Source organism: Pseudomonas sp. X10 (assembly GCF_054889225.1).
Map to the genome: position 1 here is coordinate 3,947,305 of NZ_CM142677.1, position 21,163 is coordinate 3,968,467.

The 21,163-nt window shown below is 63.1% G+C and carries 21 protein-coding genes; 1 reads left to right on the forward strand and 20 read right to left on the reverse strand.

Annotated elements, in window-relative coordinates; all coding sequences use genetic code 11:
* Positions 1 to 106: 106 nt before the first annotated feature.
* Positions 107 to 2,902, forward strand: a complete 2,796-nt coding sequence (locus ACYU03_RS17860) for a dermonecrotic toxin domain-containing protein (protein WP_461885965.1) — start codon at positions 107 to 109, stop codon at positions 2,900 to 2,902.
* Between the two features lie 107 nt (positions 2,903 to 3,009).
* Here ACYU03_RS17860 and ACYU03_RS17865 read toward each other — a convergent pair whose 3' ends face one another.
* From ACYU03_RS17865 to fliN, 20 genes are all read right to left on the reverse strand, one after another.
* Positions 3,010 to 3,402 carry a DUF2802 domain-containing protein gene (locus ACYU03_RS17865; protein ID WP_461885966.1) on the reverse strand — a complete coding sequence of 131 codons (393 nt, stop codon included), beginning with the start codon at positions 3,400 to 3,402 and terminating at the stop codon, positions 3,010 to 3,012.
* A 1-nt stretch (position 3,403) separates the two neighbouring features.
* Positions 3,404 to 3,883: a chemotaxis protein CheW gene (locus ACYU03_RS17870; RefSeq protein ID WP_461885967.1), complete on the reverse strand. Its 480-nt coding sequence runs from the start codon at positions 3,881 to 3,883 to the stop codon at positions 3,404 to 3,406.
* Between the two features lie 64 nt (positions 3,884 to 3,947).
* Positions 3,948 to 4,781 carry a CheW domain-containing protein gene (locus tag ACYU03_RS17875; protein ID WP_461885968.1) on the reverse strand — a complete coding sequence of 278 codons (834 nt, stop codon included), beginning with the start codon at positions 4,779 to 4,781 and terminating at the stop codon, positions 3,948 to 3,950.
* The gene (locus ACYU03_RS17880; RefSeq protein ID WP_461885969.1) at positions 4,781 to 5,569 is read right to left on the reverse strand and encodes a ParA family protein; all 789 of its coding nucleotides are present in this window, start codon (positions 5,567 to 5,569) and stop codon (positions 4,781 to 4,783) included. The genes ACYU03_RS17875 and ACYU03_RS17880 overlap by 1 nt, the downstream gene beginning before the upstream one ends.
* Before the next feature lie 48 nt (positions 5,570 to 5,617).
* A complete protein-coding gene (gene motD / locus ACYU03_RS17885) occupies positions 5,618 to 6,505 on the reverse strand; it encodes a flagellar motor protein MotD (protein WP_461885970.1) in 888 nt (295 codons plus the stop codon).
* Between the two features lie 3 nt (positions 6,506 to 6,508).
* Positions 6,509 to 7,249, reverse strand: a complete 741-nt coding sequence (locus tag ACYU03_RS17890) for a flagellar motor protein (protein ID WP_461885971.1) — start codon at positions 7,247 to 7,249, stop codon at positions 6,509 to 6,511.
* Positions 7,249 to 8,355, reverse strand: coding sequence for a protein-glutamate methylesterase/protein-glutamine glutaminase (locus ACYU03_RS17895; RefSeq protein WP_461885972.1), 1,107 nt, complete (start codon positions 8,353 to 8,355; stop codon positions 7,249 to 7,251). Before ACYU03_RS17895 ends, ACYU03_RS17890 begins: the two co-directional genes overlap by 1 nt.
* Before the next feature lie 45 nt (positions 8,356 to 8,400).
* A complete protein-coding gene (locus ACYU03_RS17900; RefSeq protein ID WP_461885973.1) occupies positions 8,401 to 10,614 on the reverse strand; it encodes a chemotaxis protein CheA in 2,214 nt (737 codons plus the stop codon).
* 12 nt (positions 10,615 to 10,626) lie between these two features.
* Complete coding sequence (locus tag ACYU03_RS17905; protein WP_461885974.1) at positions 10,627 to 11,415, reverse strand: protein phosphatase CheZ; 789 nt, start codon at positions 11,413 to 11,415, stop codon at positions 10,627 to 10,629.
* 18 nt (positions 11,416 to 11,433) lie between these two features.
* Entirely contained in the window at positions 11,434 to 11,808 is a 375-nt protein-coding gene (locus tag ACYU03_RS17910; protein WP_191622497.1) for a chemotaxis response regulator CheY, read from the reverse strand.
* Between the two features lie 110 nt (positions 11,809 to 11,918).
* A complete protein-coding gene (gene fliA, locus ACYU03_RS17915) occupies positions 11,919 to 12,659 on the reverse strand; it encodes an RNA polymerase sigma factor FliA (protein WP_461885975.1) in 741 nt (246 codons plus the stop codon).
* Positions 12,656 to 13,489, reverse strand: a complete 834-nt coding sequence (gene fleN / locus ACYU03_RS17920) for a flagellar synthesis regulator FleN (RefSeq protein ID WP_461885976.1) — start codon at positions 13,487 to 13,489, stop codon at positions 12,656 to 12,658. Before fleN ends, fliA begins: the two co-directional genes overlap by 4 nt.
* Positions 13,490 to 13,604: 115 nt before the next feature.
* Positions 13,605 to 14,915: a flagellar biosynthesis protein FlhF gene (flhF, locus tag ACYU03_RS17925; protein ID WP_461885977.1), complete on the reverse strand. Its 1,311-nt coding sequence runs from the start codon at positions 14,913 to 14,915 to the stop codon at positions 13,605 to 13,607.
* Between the two features lie 11 nt (positions 14,916 to 14,926).
* Positions 14,927 to 17,056: a flagellar biosynthesis protein FlhA gene (flhA, locus tag ACYU03_RS17930; RefSeq protein ID WP_461885978.1), complete on the reverse strand. Its 2,130-nt coding sequence runs from the start codon at positions 17,054 to 17,056 to the stop codon at positions 14,927 to 14,929.
* Positions 17,057 to 17,250: 194 nt separating this feature from the next.
* Entirely contained in the window at positions 17,251 to 18,393 is a 1,143-nt protein-coding gene (gene flhB, locus ACYU03_RS17935) for a flagellar biosynthesis protein FlhB (RefSeq protein WP_461885979.1), read from the reverse strand.
* A gap of 2 nt (positions 18,394 to 18,395) precedes the next feature.
* Positions 18,396 to 19,172, reverse strand: a complete 777-nt coding sequence (gene fliR, locus ACYU03_RS17940; protein ID WP_461885980.1) for a flagellar biosynthetic protein FliR — start codon at positions 19,170 to 19,172, stop codon at positions 18,396 to 18,398.
* Between the two features lie 7 nt (positions 19,173 to 19,179).
* Positions 19,180 to 19,449 (reverse strand): flagellar biosynthesis protein FliQ, encoded by a 270-nt coding sequence (gene fliQ / locus ACYU03_RS17945; protein ID WP_461885981.1) that lies wholly within the window; start codon positions 19,447 to 19,449, stop codon positions 19,180 to 19,182.
* A gap of 21 nt (positions 19,450 to 19,470) precedes the next feature.
* Positions 19,471 to 20,223, reverse strand: coding sequence for a flagellar type III secretion system pore protein FliP (gene fliP / locus ACYU03_RS17950; RefSeq protein ID WP_461885982.1), 753 nt, complete (start codon positions 20,221 to 20,223; stop codon positions 19,471 to 19,473).
* Complete coding sequence (gene fliO, locus ACYU03_RS17955) at positions 20,223 to 20,669, reverse strand: flagellar biosynthetic protein FliO (RefSeq protein WP_461885983.1); 447 nt, start codon at positions 20,667 to 20,669, stop codon at positions 20,223 to 20,225. Before fliO ends, fliP begins: the two co-directional genes overlap by 1 nt.
* Positions 20,670 to 21,143, reverse strand: a complete 474-nt coding sequence (fliN, locus tag ACYU03_RS17960) for a flagellar motor switch protein FliN (protein WP_461885984.1) — start codon at positions 21,141 to 21,143, stop codon at positions 20,670 to 20,672.
* Positions 21,144 to 21,163 lie beyond the last annotated feature (20 nt).

The window sequence follows — 21,163 nt, forward strand, 5'->3', positions numbered from 1 at the left end:
TACCTTTCGCGCGCCCCTCACTGCGACAACGGATAAATAGATAACACTCACGCCATCCCTGCCCACGTCACCGTTGCCGGCCCATCAACCGACAACGGTGACTCGCATGAACACGCAGTATGTGAATGCCAAAGGCGTGCAGTACGTCCGCAACAGCATCGACAGCTTTCCTCGGCCGGACCGGAGCGCAGCCGACGCGATCCGCCAATGGGCCAACGAACGCGGCATGGACCTGGACCCGGACAGGATCGATGCCGTGACCCTGCATTACCAATTCAATCACGAGCAGGGTTGGGTAGGCGTGATAACGCAGAAGATGACCCTGACCCAGGCAGTGCTGTCGAACTGGCAAGGTGAATCGAACAACGACTTGATCGACGCGACCATCGGCGCCCCGTGGGCCGGCCACTTCCCCGAAGGTCCGTTGACTGTCGTCGATTCGCTGCGTGGCCAGGGCCTGATCCACTACGACACTGCCTATTCGGTGTACAACGGCCTGTTCAGGCAGACCACGACCGCCGAATACAGCCCCAGGACCCATGTCCAGATACCCGCCGAGGACTTCCAGTCGTTCATCTGGGAACTGGACTTCCACAGCCATTACAAAGCCGCACTGGACAACTACTGGAACGAAGGCCTGGACACCTACCGCAATGCCGCGAAGATCAACTTCATCGTCGCCTGCAACAAGCAGGTCAGCGAAGGCAGCCTCAGCGACGCCGGCCGCAGGCTTGCCTGGCAGGTCGCCGGCCTGGAAACGCCGCCACCGATCATTCGCCCCGACGGCAAGAAGAGCAGCAAACCCAGGGTCAAGGCCAGAATGCTCAACGTTTATGGCTATGCCGCCACTGACCTGTTGTGCCTGAGCGATTCGATCAGCGGCCTGACCCTACTCTATATCCCCGGCAATTCATCGCCGCTGCATGAGTTCAGCGATGCAGCGCAGATGCAGGACTGGTTCGCCGAACAGTGCAAGAGCGCGCCCACGCGCGCAGCCCTGCAAGCCCACTTCGCTCTCGCCGACCGTGAGGACGGGCTGAGCTACAGCGGCCTGCACACGGCCTTGTGCGGCCTGGGCAACTACCCGCAGCCCTACCACCTGGACAGCAACCGACCCGGCTTCACCGCCGAAGGCATCTGGCCACCACGTGACTACATCAACTACAAGGCCAAGGAGTACAGCCCGCCAATCGCCGCAGACCTGTTCCTCACCCTGGCCAGGCGCCAGAAGCAACGCAGCTACAAGGACGCCGACTTCATCATCACCAGCGACGACGAGGTGACCAAGGCCAAGTGGCGCGGCTATCTGAACTCGGCGATCAACCTGTTGGCTCCGCTGGCGCTGGTACTGCCCGAACTGGCACCGCTGTTCGCCTTGGGCGGAGTCGCCCAGTTCGGCCTAGGGCTGGACCAGGCCATTCACGGCAAGAACGTGCAGGCGCAGGCCGAGGGGGTCGGCACCGCAGTCTTCGGATTGCTCAATGCGGCCCCTCTCGTCCATGCCGGGCTGTCGAAGGAGCCAGCATTGTTTCGCGTCAAACAAGACGGTTTCGTCTTGCCCAGCAGGGCCAACGGCCAGATCGGCTATCCCTTGAGCCCCATCACCCCTCCCCACCTGCCAATGCCGGAAGTCGCCGAATACTTTCATATGCCGGACGCGATCTCTCCCTTGCCGGGAGGCGATCCGGCCATCGCCGGCTCCGTCATCAGGAAGCCCTGCTACGACGGCACGTCCGACATGCTCTCGTCCTCGATCGGCGGCTACAACACAGAGGTCATGTACGACCTTGAGGCTGATGCCTTCATCGAGCCCCACGACCAAAACGCCGTCGACCCCAGCTACTACATCGCAACGCCTAACTCCCAAAGCTTGATCGGGGTGAACATAAACTCCCGCACCGTCACCAATGAAATGCGTATGGCCAGCCTGCGCGCCCTCGGTATCGACTTGCACCTACCGGTCGAAATCCCCATGTCGCCAGCCGAGGACCTGCGCCCCATTCCCAAACAGTTCCTCAGTCTCTGGGTCGGCGACAAAGTGCTCGACGACGAGCTGTTGAGCAACCTCGCCAGGAACGCCGAGCGCCTCGAAGACAGTCAGTACACGCTGCGCCTCTATCTCTCCAATGCCACGCCAGCGGCGTTTCAGGAAAATCTGCGCCTGCTGGCCGAGAGAGCGCCAGGAGTGACTGTGTTGCCGCTGGAGGAGCAAGCGTTCTACGTCAGCTTCAGGGAAAGCCCCAGCTATGCACAGTACGCGGCCGCCATCGACGGCAATGGAGGCGTGGCCTGTAATTTCTCCTCGGCGTCGGACGTGCTGCGCTACGCGCTGCTCGATCACGAAGGCGGCCTGTACATGGACGTCGATGACTCCCTGCTGGCACCTGGTGAGTACCCCTTCACCAACAATGGCGTGGGTATAGGCTTACCCGGCGAAGCGCTGGACCAGGTGGACCTGGTGACCACCCAGGATGGGCTGCTGCTGTTTCCCCCCTTGTCCAACGAGGAATTGGGCATGAACTGCCTGTACAACGGCAGCCTGATCGGCAGCCACGCCGGCAACCCGACTCTGAAGGCGATAGCCGAGGAAATGCACGCACGTTACCTTGCCGAACCTGGCTTCTACGACAGCAAGCCCAGCCGGCAAAGTGATCCTGAAGGGTTCTACCGCTATACAGCCGCCCTCAACCGCCTGACCGGTCCGGCCCTGCTCACGGATGTGGTCGATCGCCATTTGCCCGCCTTGCAGGTGATGCGACAGATCATCAACCTGCATAGCGTCCCGCACCTCAACTCCTGGCTATTCATAGACGGGGAAGCCTACCGGGAGGCGCAAAGGCAACTGCTACCGCTCAACCGCATCGCCCGGGTCGGCGGCTACAACTCCTGGGCCAGGCCCTGAGCCCATGAAGAAGGCGACCTACGAGTTAGTGCCAGTCCGTTAAGACGCAGGGTCTGTAATTGGGGCCGCTTTGCGGCCCCATTGGTCCTAAGCCTTCTTTGCCTTGCTCAGCTGCGATGCAGCTTGCTCATCAACTCCGCCTCAGCCTGGGTCAGGCCGCAGGTCCGGGTCAATTCCTCGACGCTCGCGCCCATGCCCACCAACCGCGCCGCCTGGGTGAACGACAGGTTATTGGGGTCACGCTGCTCCAGTTGCAGGACCTTGTCGGGCAGAGGCGCGACCACCGCACGCAGTTCGTGCAAAGCCTCGCCCATGCGCACGGTGCCGTTCTGGTAATCGTCCAGGCGCTTGGCCAAGTCCTTGATGCGCTGGTCGCGCAGCGCATCGCCCTGGGCCTGCTGGGCCGCCAGTTCGCGCTGACGCTTGCTGTAGTTGAGGAAAAACCACAGGCTCAGCGCCCAAAGCAGCGCCAGGAAGATGACAGCAACCTCGAAAATCAACTCAGATGCTCTCCAGCTCGGACCATTCTTCCTCGGTCATCATCTTGTCCAGCTCGACCAGGATCAGCAGCTCGCCGTTCTTGTTGCACACGCCCTGGATGAACTTGGCCGACTCTTCGTTACCGACATTCGGCGCGGTCTCGACCTCGGACTGACGCAGATAGACCACTTCGGCCACGCTGTCGACCAGAATGCCGACCACCTGCTTGTCCGCCTCGATGATGACGATGCGGGTGTTGTCGGTGACCTCGGTGGGCATCAAGCCGAAACGCTGACGGGTGTCGATCACCGTGACCACGTTGCCGCGCAGGTTGATGATGCCCAGCACGTAGCTCGGCGCACCCGGCACCGGAGCGATCTCGGTGTAGCGCAGGACTTCCTGCACCTGCATGACGTTGATGCCGTAGGACTCGTTGTCCAGGCGGAAGGTAACCCACTGCAGGATCGGATCTTCGGAACCTTGTGCAGACGACTTTTTCATTCCCCTATCCCTCAAAACCCGCCTTCGGCGGTGTGCTCAGTGTGGCCGCGACAATTGCGGCCATTCATTTATGGTTGGCATGCATCTGCTTGGCCGCCCCGCTGGCGATCAGCTCGGCAAGTTCGGCGACATCGAGCAAGGCGCACATGTGTTCGATCACGGTTCCGGCCAGCCACGGGCGCTGGCCGCGCTGGCTGCGCCACTTGATTTCGCTCGGGTCCAGGCGCAGCGAACGGCTGACCTGATGCACAGCCAGGCCCCATTCGTAGCCCTGGACCGAAATCACGTACTGCAAGCCCTGGCGCAAGTCATCACGGTAACGCTCGGGCATGACCCAACGCGCGGTGTCCAGGACCTTCAAGTTGCCGGCCTGGCACGTCAGGATGCCAAGGAACCAGTCGGGCTGGCCGAACAACGGCGTCAGTTCCTGGCCGGCCAGGGTATAGATCGAGCCGAGGCACACCAGCGGCACCGCCAGGGTCAACCCGGCCACGTCGAACAGCAGGCATTCGAAGGGTTCCGCCGCCCAGGCCGGGCGACCGTCCACCGTGGCCGGTGGCGTGGGTGCGTTCGGCGAGCGCGGCAGGTGGACCTCGACCAGCGGTTCGACCTCGGCTATCACGACTTCCGCTACCGGCAAGACGTCCGGCAGCGTCCGGGCCTGCGGCGCATCGAAAGGACGTGGCGCCAACGCTGGCAGGGGCTCGCACCGCCCGGACCGTTGCGCGTCCCGCACCTGTTCCTCCAGGACCGCGGCCTGGAACTCATCGGCGGGTGCTTCGTCGACCGCTGGGGTCGGCGGCACTTCGAGCTCCTCGGTGGCTTCCTGCAACAGGCCATCGAGATAGGACTGCAGGGCCAGTTGCGAGCGGGTGGCGGTCTGCCGGAGTTGACTCATCAGGCCACCTGCAATGCGGTTTGGTAGGTCAGCAGCTGCTTGAGCAGCGCGCGGTAAGCGGTCACGCCACGGCTCTTGCCGTCGAATGTCGAAGGCGTGACGCCAGCCCGGCTGGCATCACGCAGGCGTGTATCGACCGGGATGTAGCCTTGCCAGATGTTCTCGGGATAAGCATCGCGCAGTACCTTCAAGGTCCCCAGCGACGCCTGGGTACGGCGGTCGAACAGAGTCGGCACGATATGGTACGGCAAGGCCTGCTTGCGCGACCGGTTGACCATCGCCAGGGTGCTGACCATGCGCTCCAGGCCCTTGACCGCCAGGTACTCGGTCTGCACCGGGATCACCAGTTGCTGGCTGGCCGCCAGGGCGTTGACCATCAGCACGCCGAGCAGCGGCGGGCTGTCGATCAAGGCGTAGTCGAAATCCTGCCACAGCTGCGCCAGACTCTTGGCGATCACCAGGCCCAGGCCACTCTGGCCGGGGGACTGGCGCTCCAGCACCGCCAAGGCGGTGTTCGATGGCAACAGCGAGATGCGCTGGTCACTGGTCGGCAGCAGCAACTGGCCCGGCAGCCCTTCGGGCACCGCGCCCTTGTGCAGGAACAGGTCGTAGCAGCTGTGTTCCAGGGTATCGGGGTTGTGCCCGAAGTAGCTGGTCATGGACCCATGCGGGTCGAGGTCGACCACGACCACACGCTTGCCCGCATCGGCCAGCAGGCCGGCCAAGGCGATGGAAGTGGTGGTCTTGCCGACGCCACCTTTTTGATTGGCTACTGCCCAGACTCTCATCGTGCGTTGCTTCCTCCCGGTATGGCCGCCTGCCCTGCCGGGAACGGTTTAAAAAGTCGGTGACGGGGAATTGACGGGATCGCGCCCTGCCGTCGCTGCTGGCGAAGCGGGTGCAGTTTGTGTGCCAGCCCGCCTCAATGCCGCGTCGGGCGTGGCGTGAGCGCTACCCGTCCCGGTCAGGCTGCGGCGCACTTCGAGGTTGCGCGAGATCACCAGCACCACCCGGCGGTTGCGCGCGCGCCCTTCGGCGGTATCGTTGCTGGCCACCGGCTGGTACTCGCCATAACCGACCGAGGCCATGCGGGCCGGGTCGACCCCATCCATGGCCAGCAGGCGGACAATGCTCGCCGCCCGCGCCGAAGACAGCTCCCAGTTGGTCGGATACTGCGCCGTGCGGATCGGCTGGTTGTCGGTGAAGCCTTCCACGTGCACCGGGTTGGCGAAGGGCTTGAGGATCCTCGCCACCTTCTCGATGATGTCGAAGGCAACGTCACTGGGCATGGCATCGCCACTGCCGAACAGCAAGGTCGAATTGAGCTCGATCTCCACCCACAGTTCGTTGCCGCGCACGGTCATCTGGTCAGACTTGATCAGGTCACCGAAGGCATCGCGCATATCCTCGCTGATGGTTTTGAGCGGGTCGCTGCTGGTCTGCCCGATACCCGCGTCGACCTGGTCGCTGTCCTTGACCAGCGGCTCGGCCGGCTTGACGCTCAGGGGGCGCTCGTCGCCGATGGGGATCGGCTTCATGCTTCGCTCGGGGTCGTTGAACACCCCGACCAGGGCCTGGGAGATCACCTTGTACTTGCCCTCGTTGATCGAGGAAATCGAGTACATGACCACGAAGAACGCGAACAGCAGGGTGATGAAGTCCGCGTAGGACACCAGCCAGCGTTCGTGGTTTTCATGCTCCTCAGGTTGACGACGGCGAGCCATGACTTACTCCATGAAGCCTTGCAGCTTCAACTCGATCGAGCGCGGGTTCTCGCCTTCGGCGATCGATAGCAGGCCCTCAAGCAGCATCTCCCGGTAGCGCGACTGGCGCAGGACGATGGCCTTGAGCTTGCTGGCGATCGGCAGCAGGATCAGGTTGGCGCTGGCCACCCCATAAATGGTGGCGACGAAGGCCACGGCGATGCCATCGCCCAACTGCGCCGGGTCGGCCAAGTTGCCCATCACGTGAATCAGGCCCATCACCGCACCAATGATGCCGATGGTCGGCGCGTATCCGCCCATGCTCTCGAACACCTTGGCGGCCTGGATATCACGGCTTTCCTGGGTCAGGAAGTCGACTTCAAGAATGCTGCGGATGGCCTCGGGCTCGGCACCGTCGACCAGCAGTTGCAGGCCCTTGCGCGCATAGGGGTCGGGCTCGGCGTCAGCCACGCCTTCCAGGCCGAGCAGGCCTTCCTTGCGCGCGGTCAGGCTCCAGTTCACCACCCGGTCGATGCCGCCCGCCAAATCGACACGTGGCGGAAAGAAGATCCAGTTGATGATCTGCATCGCCCGCTTGAAGGCGCTCAGCGGAGACTGCAGCAAGGAGGCCGCCAAGGTGCCGCCCAGCACGATCAGCGCTGCCGGACCGTTGACCAATGCCCCGAGGTGCCCGCCTTCAAGGAAATTGCCACCGATGATGGCGACGAACGCGAGGATGATGCCGATCAGGCTCAAGACATCCATCAGGCACACGCCTCGACCAGATGCTTGCCGATCTCGTCCAGGCTGTACACCGCGTCGGCGAGGTTAGCCTTGACGATGGCCATGGGCATGCCATAGATCACGCAGCTCGCTTCGTCCTGGGCCCATACCGTGCTGCCGCCCTGCTTGAGCAAACGCGCGCCTTCACGGCCGTCGGCCCCCATGCCGGTGAGCACCACCGAAAGCACCTTGTCGCCATAGGACTTGGCGGCGGAGCCAAAGGTAATGTCCACGCAGGGTTTGTAGTTCAGGCGCTCATCGCCCGGCAGGATCTTCACCGTGCCACGGCTGTCGACCATCATCTGCTTGCCACCCGGCGCCAGCAGTGCCAAACCTGGGCGCAGCACGTCGCCGTCCTCGGCTTCCTTGACGCGAATCTTGCACAACTTGTCGAGCCGCTCGGCGAAGGCCTTGGTGAACGCCGCCGGCATGTGCTGGATCAACACGATCGGCGCCGGGAAGCTGGCCGGCAACTGGGTCAGCACCCGCTGCAAGGCCACTGGACCACCGGTGGAGGTGCCGATGGCAACCAGCTTGTAAGGCTTGCGCTTGGGCGCTGGAGCGCTGTGCAACGGCGCGGCGGCTGCACGGGCCGGAGCCGCCGCGCGCGCAGGAACGCTGGCGGCATGGCTGCTCGCAGGCGCTGGGACCGAAGCCGGGTGCGGCGTGGCGAAGCCGCCGAAGCGGCGGTTGCTGCGGGAGATGGTATGCACCTTCTCGCACAGCAACTGCTTGACCTTCTCCGGGTTGCGCGAAATGTCTTCGAAGTTCTTCGGCAGATAATCGACCGCGCCGGCATCCAGGGCATCGAGGGTGACGCGGGCGCCTTCGTGGGTCAGCGAAGAGAACATCAGGACCGGCGTCGGGCAACGCTGCATGATATGACGCACGGCGGTGATGCCATCCATCATGGGCATTTCATAGTCCATGGTGATGACGTCGGGCTTGAGCGACAGTGCCTGGTCGATCGCTTCCTTGCCATTGGTCGCGGTACCCACGACCTGGATCGTCGGGTCCGCCGAGAGAATTTCCGAGACACGGCGGCGGAAGAAACCGGAATCATCCACCACCAGGACCTTGACTGCCATAAACACTCCGTTAGGCGGCGCAACCGCCAGGCTGCGCCGCCGAAATCAAATACGCCGCGCCGCGTAACGCTTGAGCATGCTCGGTACGTCGAGGATCAGCGCGATGCGGCCGTCGCCGGTGATGGTGGCGCCAGACATGCCCGGGGTGCCCTGGAGCATCTTGCCCAGCGGCTTGATCACCACCTCTTCCTGGCCCACCAGTTGGTCGACCACGAAGCCGATGCGCTGGGTGCCGACCGAGAGGATCACCACATGGCCTTCGCGCTGCTCCTCATGCTTGGCGGAGCTGACCAGCCAACGCTTGAGATAGAACAGCGGCAGAGCCTTGTCGCGCACGATCACCACTTCCTGGCCGTCGACCACGTTGGTGCGCGACAGGTCCAGGTGGAAGATCTCGTTGACGTTGACCAGCGGGAAGGCGAAGGCCTGGTTGCCAAGCATGACCATCAAGGTCGGCATGATCGCCAGGGTCAGCGGCACCTTGATGACGATCTTCGAGCCCTGGCCCTTGGCCGAGTAGATGTTGATCGAGCCGTTGAGCTGGGAGATCTTGGTCTTGACCACGTCCATGCCGACACCACGGCCAGACACGTCGGAAATCTCGGTCTTGGTCGAGAAGCCCGGCGCGAAGATCAGGTTGTAGCAGTCCGATTCGCTCAGGCGGTCAGCGGCGTCCTTGTCCATCAGGCCCTTCTCCACCGCTTTGGCACGCAGCACGTTGGGGTCCATGCCCTTGCCGTCGTCAGAGATCGACAGGAGGATGTGATCGCCTTCCTGCTCGGCCGAAAGCACCACCTTGCCGCCACGCGCCTTGCCGGCGGCTTCACGCTCTTCCGGCATCTCGATGCCATGGTCGACGGCATTGCGCACCAGGTGCACCAGCGGGTCGGCCAGGGCCTCGACCAGGTTCTTGTCCAAGTCGGTTTCTTCACCGACCAGTTCCAGGTTGATCTCTTTCTTCAACTGGCGAGCCAGGTCGCGAACCAAGCGTGGGAAGCGCCCGAAAACTTTCTTGATCGGTTGCATGCGGGTCTTCATGACCGCGGTCTGCAGGTCAGCGGTGACCACATCCAGGTTGGAGACCGCCTTGGACATGGCCTCGTCGGCGCTGTTCAAGCCCAGGCGCACCAGGCGGTTACGCACCAGCACCAGTTCGCCGACCATGTTCATGATCTCGTCCAGGCGCGCCGTATCGACCCGCACCGTGGTTTCCGCTTCACTGATCGTATGCTTGTCGACCGCTGGCGCAGCAGCGCGCGCAGCGGCGGCAGGTTTGGCGGCGGCGGCCGGGGATGGCTTCGGCACTGGCGCCGGGGTCGGCTTGCCCTGGGCCTGGGTTTCAGGCTTGGCAGCCACGGCGCTAGCGGTGGTTAGCGAGCCAGCCGTGGTTTCGGAGAACTTGCCCTTGCCGTGGATCTGGTCCAGCAGGGCTTCGAATTCATATTCGGTGATGTGGTCGTCAGCCGCTTCGGTCGTGCCCGTCTCGCTCACAGCAACACTGGCGGCAGTTGGCAAGGCGTCGGCGGCGAAGGTGCCCTTACCATGCAACTGGTCAAGCAGCGCCTCGAACTCGTCGTCAGTGATCTCATCGCTGGCAGGTGCTGCTGCCTCGGCGCCACTGTCGGCGACCTCCGGCGCGAACTGTCCCTTGCCGTGCAACTGGTCGAGCAACGCCTCGAACTCGGCGTCGGTGATCTCCTCACCGCCCGCCTCACCAACCGCTTCAGCCTGCGCCTGCTCGGCGGCCTCAGCCTCGGCCTTGACCGCATCGAGGGAGTCGAGCAGTTGTTCGAACTCGGTGTCGGTGATGTCCGCCGCAGCCGCTGGCGCTTCGGCCACCGGCTGCGGCGCAACCTCGGCTGGTGCGGCGGCAGGCTCGGCCAGGCGCGACAGGGCGGCCAACAACTCGGGCGTCGCCGGGGTAACCTCGTTGCGTTCGCGTACCTGGCCGAACATGCCGTTGACGGCGTCCAGCGCTTCGAGAACCACGTCCATCAATTCCGCATCAACGCGCCGCTCGCCCTTGCGCAGGACGTCGAACACGTTCTCGGCGATGTGGCAGCACTCCACCAGCTCATTGAGCTGAAGGAAGCCGGCGCCCCCTTTTACAGTGTGAAAACCGCGAAAGATCGCATTGAGCAGGTCGGCATCATCGGGCCGGCTTTCCAGCTCGACCAGTTGCTCGGACAGTTGCTCAAGAATTTCGCCGGCTTCTACCAGGAAATCCTGCAGGATTTCTTCATCGGCGCCGAAGCTCATTAAACGTGCTCCCTAAAAACCCAGGCTGGACAGCAGATCATCGACATCGTCCTGACCGGACACGACGTCTTCACGCTTATCGGCATGAATCTGCGGACCTTCACCCCGAGTCGGATATTTTTCTTGATCTTTTTCAGCTCGCAGTTGCTGGTGGTCATGTTCGATACCGGCAAAACGGTCGACCTGGCTGGCCATCAGCACCAGCTTGAGCAGATTGCTTTCCACTTCGGTGACCAGGTGGGTCACGCGCTTGATCACCTGGCCGGTCAGGTCCTGATAGTCCTGGGCAAGCAGGATATCGTTGAGGTGGCCAGCGACCTTGCGGCTCCCCTCTTCACTGCGCGTCAGGAAACTGTCGACGCGCTTGGCCAGCTCGCGAAACTCCGAGGCCGCCACTTCGCGGCGCATGAAGCGCTGCCAGTCGACACTCAGGGCCTTGGCCTCCGCCGCCAGGTCATTGAGCACCGGCGTGCTTTCCTCGACCAGGTCCATGGTGCGGTTGGCCGCGCCTTCGGTCAGCGTGACCACATAGGACAGGCGCTCGGTGGCATCGGTGATCTGCGACACTTCCTCGGCCTGCGGCATGCGCGGGTCGATCTGAAAGCTGACGATGGCGCTGTGCAGCTCACGGGTGAGCTTGCCGACTTCGTGGTACAGGCCGCGGTCGCGGGTCTGGTTCAACTGATGGATCAGCTGCACCGCCTCGCCGAACCGTCCCCGCTCGAGGCTCTCGACCAGTTCCTGGGCGTGTTTCTTCAGGGTCGCTTCGAACTCCCCCAAAGACGAATGTATTGGCTCCATGGCGCCCCCTTGACGGACTCAGCCGTTGACGCGTTCGAAGATCTTCTCGATCTTTTCTTTGAGCACCTGAGCGGTGAAAGGCTTGACCACGTAGCCATTGACCCCTGCCTGGGCCGCTTCGATGATCTGGTCGCGCTTGGCTTCGGCGGTGACCATCAGTACTGGCAGGTGCTTGAGGCGCTCATCGGCGCGCACCTTGCGCAGCAAGTCGATACCGGACATGCCCGGCATGTTCCAGTCGGTCACCAGGAAATCGAAATGGCCGCTTTCGAGCATCGGCAGCGCGGTGGTGCCGTCATCAGCCTCCTGGGTATTGGTGAAGCCCAGGTCGCGCAGCAGGTTCTTGATGATCCGCCGCATCGTCGAGAAGTCATCAACGATGAGGATTTTCATGTCTTTGTTCAATTAGATAGACCTCCAAGCAGTCTTAAACACGCTCAGCGCTGAGCGTGCACTTCAATCAATTCGGCACTACGTAGGCAACGACTGCAATGAGCCTTGGGTCAGCGCGCCCGCCATTCCCCCAGGCGGCTGCGCAACCGCGCCGCACACTGGCTGTGCAGCTGGCTGACACGCGACTCGCTGACCCCCAGGACCTCACCGATTTCCTTGAGGTTCAGCTCTTCGTCGTAGTACAGCGCCAGGACCAGACGCTCGCGTTCCGGCAGGTTGGCGATCGCATCAGCCAGGGCGGCTTGGAAGCGTTCGTCCTCCAGGTCGCGCGACGGCTCGGGCTGGGCACTGGCGCCATCCTCGTGCAGGCCTTCGTGCTCGCCGTCCTGCAACAGGTCGTCGAAACTGAACAAACGGCTGCCCAAGGTATCGTTCAAGATCCCGTAGTAATCATCGAGACTCAATTGGAGTTCGGCAGCAACCTCGTGATCTTTAGCGTCACGGCCGGTTTTTGCTTCAACTGCACGGATCGCGTCGCTGACCATGCGGGTATTGCGGTGTACCGAACGCGGCGCCCAATCACCCTTGCGCACCTCATCGAGCATGGCGCCACGGATGCGGATGCCGGCATAGGTCTCGAAACTGGCGCCTTTGCTGGCATCGTACTTGTTGGCGACTTCCAGCAGGCCGATCATGCCGGCCTGGATCAGGTCTTCGACCTGCACGCTGGCTGGCAGGCGTGCCAACAGGTGATAGGCGATGCGCTTGACCAGCGGGGCGTAACGCTCGACCAGGTCGTACTGCGCGTCACGCGAGGCCTTGCTGTACATCTGGAAACCGCTTGCATTCATAGGACGGGACCCGCGCTAGTGGGCTGCACCAGGCGCTCGACGAAGAACTCCAGGTGCCCACGCGGGTTGGCAGGCAACGGCCAGCTATCGACCTTCTGGGCGATGGCCTTGAAGGCCAGCGCGCACTTGGAACGAGGGAAGGCTTCGTAGACGGCACGCTGCTTCTGCACGGCCTTGCGAACACATTCGTCGTAGGGCACGGCGCCGACGTATTGTAGGGCGACGTCGAGGAAGCGGTCCGTGACCTTGGTCAACTTGGCGAACAGATTGCGCCCTTCCTGCGGGCTCTGGGCCATGTTCGCCAGGACGCGAAAACGGTTCATGCCGTAATCACGGTTGAGCAGTTTGATCAGCGCGTAGGCGTCAGTGATCGACGTAGGCTCGTCGCACACCACCAGCAGCACTTCCTGGGCGGCGCGGACAAAGCTGACCACCGAGTCACCGATACCTGCAGCGGTGTCGATGACCAGCACGTCGAGGTTGTCACCGATCTCGCTGAAGGCCTGGATCAGGCCAGCATGCTGGGCCGGCGCCAAGTGCACCATGCTCTGGGTACCGGAGGCGGCCGGCACGACGCGCACCCCACCTGGGCCCTGCAGCAGCACATCGCGCAGCTCGCAGCGCCCTTCGATGACGTCGGCCAGGGTGTGCTTGGGCGTCAGCCCGAGCAACACGTCGACGTTGGCCAGGCCAAGATCGGCGTCCAGCAGCATGACGCGGCGGCCAAGGTCAGCCAGCGCCAATGACAGATTCACTGAAACGTTAGTCTTGCCGACGCCACCTTTGCCACCGGTTACGGCGATCACCTGTACGGGATGCATGCTACCCATATTTGTTCTTTACCTTGTCTTGCTTAGACCCAGGCCACATTGAGGGGCTGTGCTGTCAACGCCGGAGCCAAACCGGGCAACCCCTTCATGCAGATATTTTGCAACAGTATCATCCTCAACCCACGCGTTTGCCCGGATTGTGGTAGAGATCAGCGAACATATCGGCCATCGCCTCTTCGCTGGGCTCGTCCTGCAACTGAACACTGACCGCACGACTGACCAATTGGTGCCGCCGCGGCAGGTGCAAATCATCAGGAATGCGGGGCCCATCGGTCAGATAGGCCACCGGCAACTCATGACTGATGGCCAGGCTCAGCACTTCGCCGAGGCAGGCCGTTTCATCGAGCTTGGTCAGGATGCAACCGGCCAGGCCACAGCGTTTGTAGCTATGGTAGGCGGCGGTCAGCACCTGCTTCTGGCTGGTGGTTGCCAGCACCAGGTAGTTCTTGGCGGCAATGCCGCGTCCGGCAAGGGTTTCCAATTGCATGCGCAGGGCCGGATCGCTGGCCTGCAGGCCAGCGGTGTCGATCAGGATCACCCGCTTGCGCAGCAACGGCTCCAGCGCCTGGGCCAGGGACTGGCCGGGGTCGACATGGGTCACCGAGACATTGAGGATCCTGCCCAGGGTCCTCAACTGCTCCTGGGCGCCGATACGGAAGCTGTCCATGCTCACCAGCGCGAGGTTCTGCGCGCCGTACTTGAGCACATAGCGAGCGGCCAGCTTGGCCAGGGTGGTGGTCTTGCCCATACCGGCAGGGCCAACCATGGCGATGACCCCGCCCTCCTCGATCGGCTCGACTTGCGGCACGTCGATCATCCGCGCCAGGTGCGCCAAGAGCATGCGCCAGGCCTGGCGCGGTTCTTCGATCCTCGCGGTCAGGTCAAGCAGCTCCCGCGACAGCGGGCCAGACAGGCCGATGCGTTGCAAGCGTCGCCAGAGGTTGGCCTGCTGCGGCTTGTTGCCTTGCAGCTGGCTCCAAGCCAGGGAGCCGAGCTGCACTTCCAACAGTTCGCGCAGGCCCGAGAGCTCCGAACGCATGGCGTCGAACAGGCGCGGGTCGACCGCTGCGGGTGCTGGCCGGGCCGGGGCAGCCGGCTCATCGGCGTGCGGCTCGACCAGCGGCTCAGAGGCGGTCAGCGGCAACCCGGCAAACAGCTGCCGGTTGCCTTCGTCACTTTCGTTGCGGCTGCTCAACTCGGCCTGGGCGGTGGCGATGCGCGACTGGGTCTTGCGCAACTCGTCTTCCAGTTCGACGTTGGGCACCCGTGGCGACAAGGCGGACAGCTTGTAGTCCAGCGCAGCCGTCAGCTCGACACCGCCGGCGATCCGCCGGTTGCCAATGATCGCGGCATCGGAGCCGAGCTCATCACGGACCAGCTTCATGGCCTGACGCATATCGGCGGCGAAAAAACGCTTAACTTGCATATCCCACTACCTCAGCCGTTGGGGCCCACGGTGGCAACGATAGTCACTTGCTTGTTGTCCGGTATTTCCTGGTACGCCAAAACATGCAAGTTCGGCACCGCCAGACGGCCGAAACGCGACAGCATCGCGCGGATCGGCCCTGCGACCAGAAGGATCGCCGGCTGCGCCTGCATCTCCTGGCGTTGAGCCGCTTCGATCAATGAACGCTGCAGCTTCTCGGCCATGCTCGGCTCAAGAAGCACACCGTCTTCTTGGCCTTGCCCAGCCCTTTGCAGACTATTGAGCAAAATCTGTTCCAACCTTGGCTCGAGGGTAATGACAGGCAGCTCGGACTCAACGCCGACAATGCTTTGCACGATAGCTCGACACAATCCAACACGCACTGCCGCAACCAATGCGGCGGTATCTTGACTCTTGCCCGCGTTGTTGGCGATCGCCTCGGCGATACTGCGGATGTCGCGTACTGGCACTTGCTCGGCAAGCAATGCCTGCAGCACCTTGAGCAGGCCCGACAAGGAAATGACACCCGGCACCAACTCCTCGGCCAGCTTCGGAGAGGCCTTGGCCAGCACCTGCAACAGTTGCTGGACTTCCTCGTGGCCGATCAGCTCATGGCAGTGCTTGTAGAGGATCTGGTTCAGGTGGGTGGCGACCACGGTACTGGCATCCACCACCGTGTAGCCCAGCGACTGCGCCTGACTGCGCTGGCCGACGTCGATCCACACCGCTTCCAGGCCAAACGCCGGGTCGCGCGCGGCGATACCGTTGAGCGTGCCGAACACCTGACCCGGGTTGATCGCCAGTTCGCGGTCCGGATAGATTTCCGCCTCGGCCAGGATCACCCCCATCAGCGTCAAGCGATAAGCGCTGGGTGCCAGGTCGAGGTTGTCGCGGATGTGCACGGTGGGCATGAGGAAGCCCAGGTCCTGGGAGAGCTTCTTGCGCACCCCCTTGATCCGCGCCAGCAACTGCCCGCCCTGGTTGCGGTCGACCAGCGGAATCAGACGGTAGCCGACCTCCAGGCCGATCATGTCGATCGGCGTCACATCGTCCCAGCCCAGCTCCTTGGTCTCCAGGGCACGTTGGGGCGATGGCAGCAGGTCTTGCTCGCGCTGCGCCTCCTCCTGTGCCTTGACCTTGACCTGTTGCTGCTTGCGCCAGACCAGGTAAGCACCGCCAGCGGCGATCAGGCCAAGGCTGAGAAAGGCGATATGCGGCATGCCCGGCACCAGGCCGATGACCACCATCAAACCTGCGGACACCGCCAGCGCCTTGGGCGAATCGAACATCTGCCGATTGATCTGCTTGCCCATGTCCTCGGAGCCCGAGGCCCGGGTGACCATGATCGCCGCAGCGGTGGACAGCAGCAGCGAGGGCAACTGCGCCACCAAACCGTCACCGATGGTCAGCAAGGCGTAGACCTTGCCCGCTTCGCTGAACGGCATGCCATGTTGCAGCATGCCGATCAGCATGCCGCCGATCAGGTTGATGAAGAGGATCAGCAGGCCAGCGATGGCATCACCGCGAACGAACTTGCTGGCACCGTCCATCGAACCGTAGAACTCGGCCTCCTGGGCCACCTCGGCGCGACGCGACTTAGCCTGGGCCTGATCGATCAGGCCGGCGTTGAGGTCGGCGTCGATGGCCATCTGCTTGCCGGGCATGGCGTCGAGAGTGAAGCGCGCACTCACCTCGGAGATCCGGCCAGCGCCCTTGGTGACCACGACGAAGTTGATGATCATCAGGATGGAGAAAACCACCGCACCGACGACGTAGTTGCCGCCGATCACCACCTCACCGAAGGCCTGGATCACCTTGCCCGCCGCCTGGTGGCCCTCATGGCCGTGGAGCATCACCACCCGCGTCGACGCCACGTTCAGCGCAAGACGCAACAAGGTCGCCACCAGCAGGATGGTCGGGAACGCGGCAAAGTCCAACGGACGCAGGGCGTACACGCAAACCAGCAGGACCACGATCGACAGCGCGATGTTGAAGGTGAAGAACACATCGAGCAGGAACGGCGGCACCGGCAACATCATCATTGCCAACATCACCAGCAACAACAGCGGCACGCCGAGATTGCCCCGCCCCAGACCTGCCAGGTTGGTTCGGGCGCTGTTGATTAACTGAGTGCGATCCACCGCGAGTCCTCTTGAAGCAAAACTTTGACGCCTGGGTGGCGCCTGGCGCTGGCTCTGCAAGAAGCTTTCCAACTTTTACAAGCGGCAAGTAGAAGCGGATCGCGCACCAATGTCAGTCTGCGTTGCCGGTACCGATGCATCGCGGGCAAGCCCGCTCCTACAAGTCCAGCGTGGGCGCTTGCTCTGTGTGGCTGTCAGGTATCGCGGCGCAGGTCCGGGGGGATCGGCAGGTCGTCCTTGAGCGGCTCCGGCGCTTTGCCCTTACCGGCCCGGTGCTGGCGGATCTGGAACACGTAGGCCAACACCTGCGCCACCGCCAGGTACAGCCCAGCCGGAATCTCCTGCTCGAGCTCGGTGGAGTAGTAGATCGCCCGCGCCAGGGCTGGCGACTCAAGGATCTGCACCTTGTGCTCGACCCCGATCTCGCGAATCTTCAAGGCAATGAAATCGGTGCCCTTGGCCAACAGCAAGGGCGCCGCCCCGCCCTTCTCCGGGTCGTACTTGAGCGCCACGGCATAGTGGGTCGGGTTGGTGATGATCACGTCGGCTTCAGGGACCGCCGCCATCATCCGCCGCTGCGAGATTTCGCGCTGCAACTGGCGGATACGCTGCTTGACCTCAGGCTTGCCTTCGATGTCCTTGTATTCGTCGCGCACTTCCTGCTTGGTCATCTTCAGCTTCTTGTGCGCCTGCCAGAGCTGGAACGGTACGTCCACCGCCGCGATCAGCAGCAACCCGGCGGCCATCCACAATGCGCTCCAGCCAACCAACTGGACGCTATGGATGATCGCCTGTTCCAACGGCTCGTTGGCGATCGCCAGTAACGCGTCGCGGTCGGACGAAAGCACCACCAAGGCCACCAGCAGGATGACGAAGAACTTGGCCAGGGCCTTGAGCAATTCGGTCAGGGCATGCAGAGAGAACATGCGCTTGATCCCGGACAACGGGTTCAGGCGGCTGAACTTCGGTTGCAGCAGGCTGCCGGAAAACAGGAAGCCGCCAAGGGCGACCGGCCCGATGATCGAGGCCAGCAACAGCACCACCAGCACCGGCTGGGTCGCCCACAGCGCCATCTTGCCCGAGGCGAGCAGGAACATGCCCATGGAGCGCTCGTCGATCAGCACTTCGCGCGACAGGCTGAAGTTGATGCGCATCAACTCCATCAAGGTCTCGGCCAGCGCGCCGCCGAATGCCAGCAGCCCGCCGGCGCCAGCCAGGGTCACCGCCACGGTGTTGAGCTCCTTGGAACGGGCGATCTCCCCCTTCTCGCGCGCATCCTTCTTGCGCTTGTCGGTGGGTTCTTCTGTCTTGTCCTGACCGCTTTCGCTCTCTGCCATGCTCAGGACGCCCGCGCCAGTTCACGCAGCCATTGCAGCGCCTGGCTGGCCAATGCCTGGTAGTGGGGAAGGATATCGGCCAGCACCACCCAAAAGATGCCCATGCCGAGCACCAGGGTCAGCGGAAAGCCGATGGAAAAGATGTTCAGTTGCGGCGCGGCGCGGGTCATCACGCCGAAGGCGATGTTGACCACCAGCAATGCCGTGATCGCCGGCAACACCAGCAGCAACGCGGCGCCCATCACCCAGCCCAGGCGCCCGGCCAACTCCCAGAAGTGATTGACCATCAGCCCACCCCCGACTGGCAAGGTGGTGAAGCTTTCGATCAGCACTTCGAACACCACCAGATGGCCATTCATCGTCAGGAACAGCAAGCTCACCAACATGGTCATGAACTGGCTGACCACCGCCACGTTGACGCCGTTGGCCGGATCGACCATCGAGGCGAAGCCCATACCCATCTGGATGGCGATGATCTGCCCGGCCACCACGAAGGCCTGGAACAGCATCTGCAACGAGAAACCGAACAAGGCGCCGATGATGATCTGCTCGGCGCACAACAGCAGCCCGCTCAGCCCCAGGGGATTGACCTCGGGCAATGGCGGCAGCCCGGGGACGATCACAACGGTGATCGCCACCGCCAGGTACAGGCGGATACGCGCAGGCAGCATCTTGGTGCCGATGATCGGCATGGTCATCAGTACCGCCGTCACCCGGAACAGCGGCAGGATGAAGGTGGCGACCCAGGTGCCGATCTGCGTGTCGGTCAACTCGAGCATGGCCGACTCAACCGATCAACTGCGGAATGCTGGTGTATAGGCCGATGAAATACTCCATGAACTTCTGCACCAGCCAGGGCCCCGCCAGGATCAGGGTCACCAGCATCATCAGCAAGCGCGGCAGAAAGCTCAAGGTCTGCTCGTTGATCTGGGTGGCGGCCTGGAACATCGCCACCACCAGGCCGACCAACAGGCTCGGCACCACCAGGGTGGCGACCATCAGGGTGGTCAGCCACAGGGCGTCACGGAACAGGTCGACAGCGACTTCAGGGGTCATGGGCCATTCTCCTTGCGGGCGTCAAACGCCGCCGAAACTGCCGGCCAGGGTGCCCATGATCAGCGCCCAGCCATCGACCAGCACGAACAGCATGATCTTGAACGGCAGCGAGATGATCAACGGCGAGAGCATCATCATGCCCATGGCCATCAGTACACTGGCGACCACCAGGTCGATGATCAGGAACGGAATGAAGATCATGAAGCCGATCTGGAACGCGGTCTTGAGCTCCGAGGTGACGAACGCCGGCACCAGGATAGTCAGGGGCGCCGCCTCCGGAGCAGGGATGTCGGTGCGCTTGGACAGGCGCATGAACAGGTCCAGGTCGCTCTGCCGAGTCTGCGCCAGCATGAAGTCCTTGAGCGGCACCTGGGCCTTGTCGATCGCCTCCTGGGCGGCCATCTGCTCGTTCAGATAGGGCTGCAGGGCGTCCGTGTTCACCCGATCGAACACCGGCGCCATGATGAACAGAGTCAGGAACAGCGCCATGCCGGTCAGTAGTTGGTTCGATGGCGTCTGTTGCAGGCCCAGGGCCTGGCGCAGGATCGAGAAGACGATGATGATGCGGGTGAAGCTGGTCATCAGGATGACGAACGCCGGGATGAAACTCAGCGCAGTCATGATCAGCAGGATCTGCAAGCTGACCGAATACTCCTGCTGGCCGTCCGGGCCGCTGGAGAGGGTGATGGCCGGTATCGACAATGGGTCGGCAGCCAGGGCCATCGGCGCCGCCAGCATCAGCGCCAGGGTCAACAGCATGCGCAAGGCGCCCATCACGACCTGTCCTTATGGTCCTTGCCCATCAGCTCCATCAGCCGCTGGGCGAACTCCGGCGTCGCCTGGCGGGCACCGGCAGGCACCTCCACCGGCTCGGCCAGTACATGCAGGGCCTGGATGCTGCCCGGCGTGTGCCCAAGCAGGATCTGCTCCTTACCCACCTGCACCAGCAGCAGCCGGTCGCGCGAGCCAATGGCACGGCTGCCAAGGATCTCGATCACCTGGCCACCACGAGGTGAAACGCCCTGCACCCGGCGCAGCAGCCAGGCCAACAGGAAGATCAGGCCAATCACCAGCAACAACCCGAACACCAGTTGCGCCAGTTGCCCTCCCAGACTGCCAGGTGTCGGCGCCGCTGCCGCCGGTTCAGCCGCCGCTGCGGCGGCCAGTTCGCTACCGAGCAGCATGCCCAGGGCCAGCCCGGCCCGCATCATGCCCTTCATTCAGCGCAGCTTCTTGATGCGTTCGCTGGGGCTGATCACGTCAGTCAGGCGGATGCCGAACTTTTCGTTGACCACCACCACCTCGCCATGGGCGATCAGGGTGCCGTTGACCAGCACATCCAGCGGCTCGCCAGCCAGGCGGTCGAGCTCGATCACCGACCCCTGGTTGAGTTGCAGCAGGTTGCGGATGCTGATCTCGGTGCTGCCGACTTCCATGGAGATGTTCACCGGAATGTCGAGGATCACGTCCAGGTTCGGACCTTCTAGGCTGACCTGCTCATTGGGCTTGGGCGAGCTGGCGAACTCTTCCATGGGCAGACGGCCCGAGCCTGCGGAAGCGGCGTTACCCGCATCGGCGGCCAACAAGGCGTCGATATCGGCCTGGCCGGCGTTACCGGTCTCTTGCAGGGCCGCGGCCCATTCGTCGGCCAGGGCCTGCTCTTCCGGGGAAGTGATCTCGTTTTCGTTAGCCATGATGTCCTCGACAGGCATTC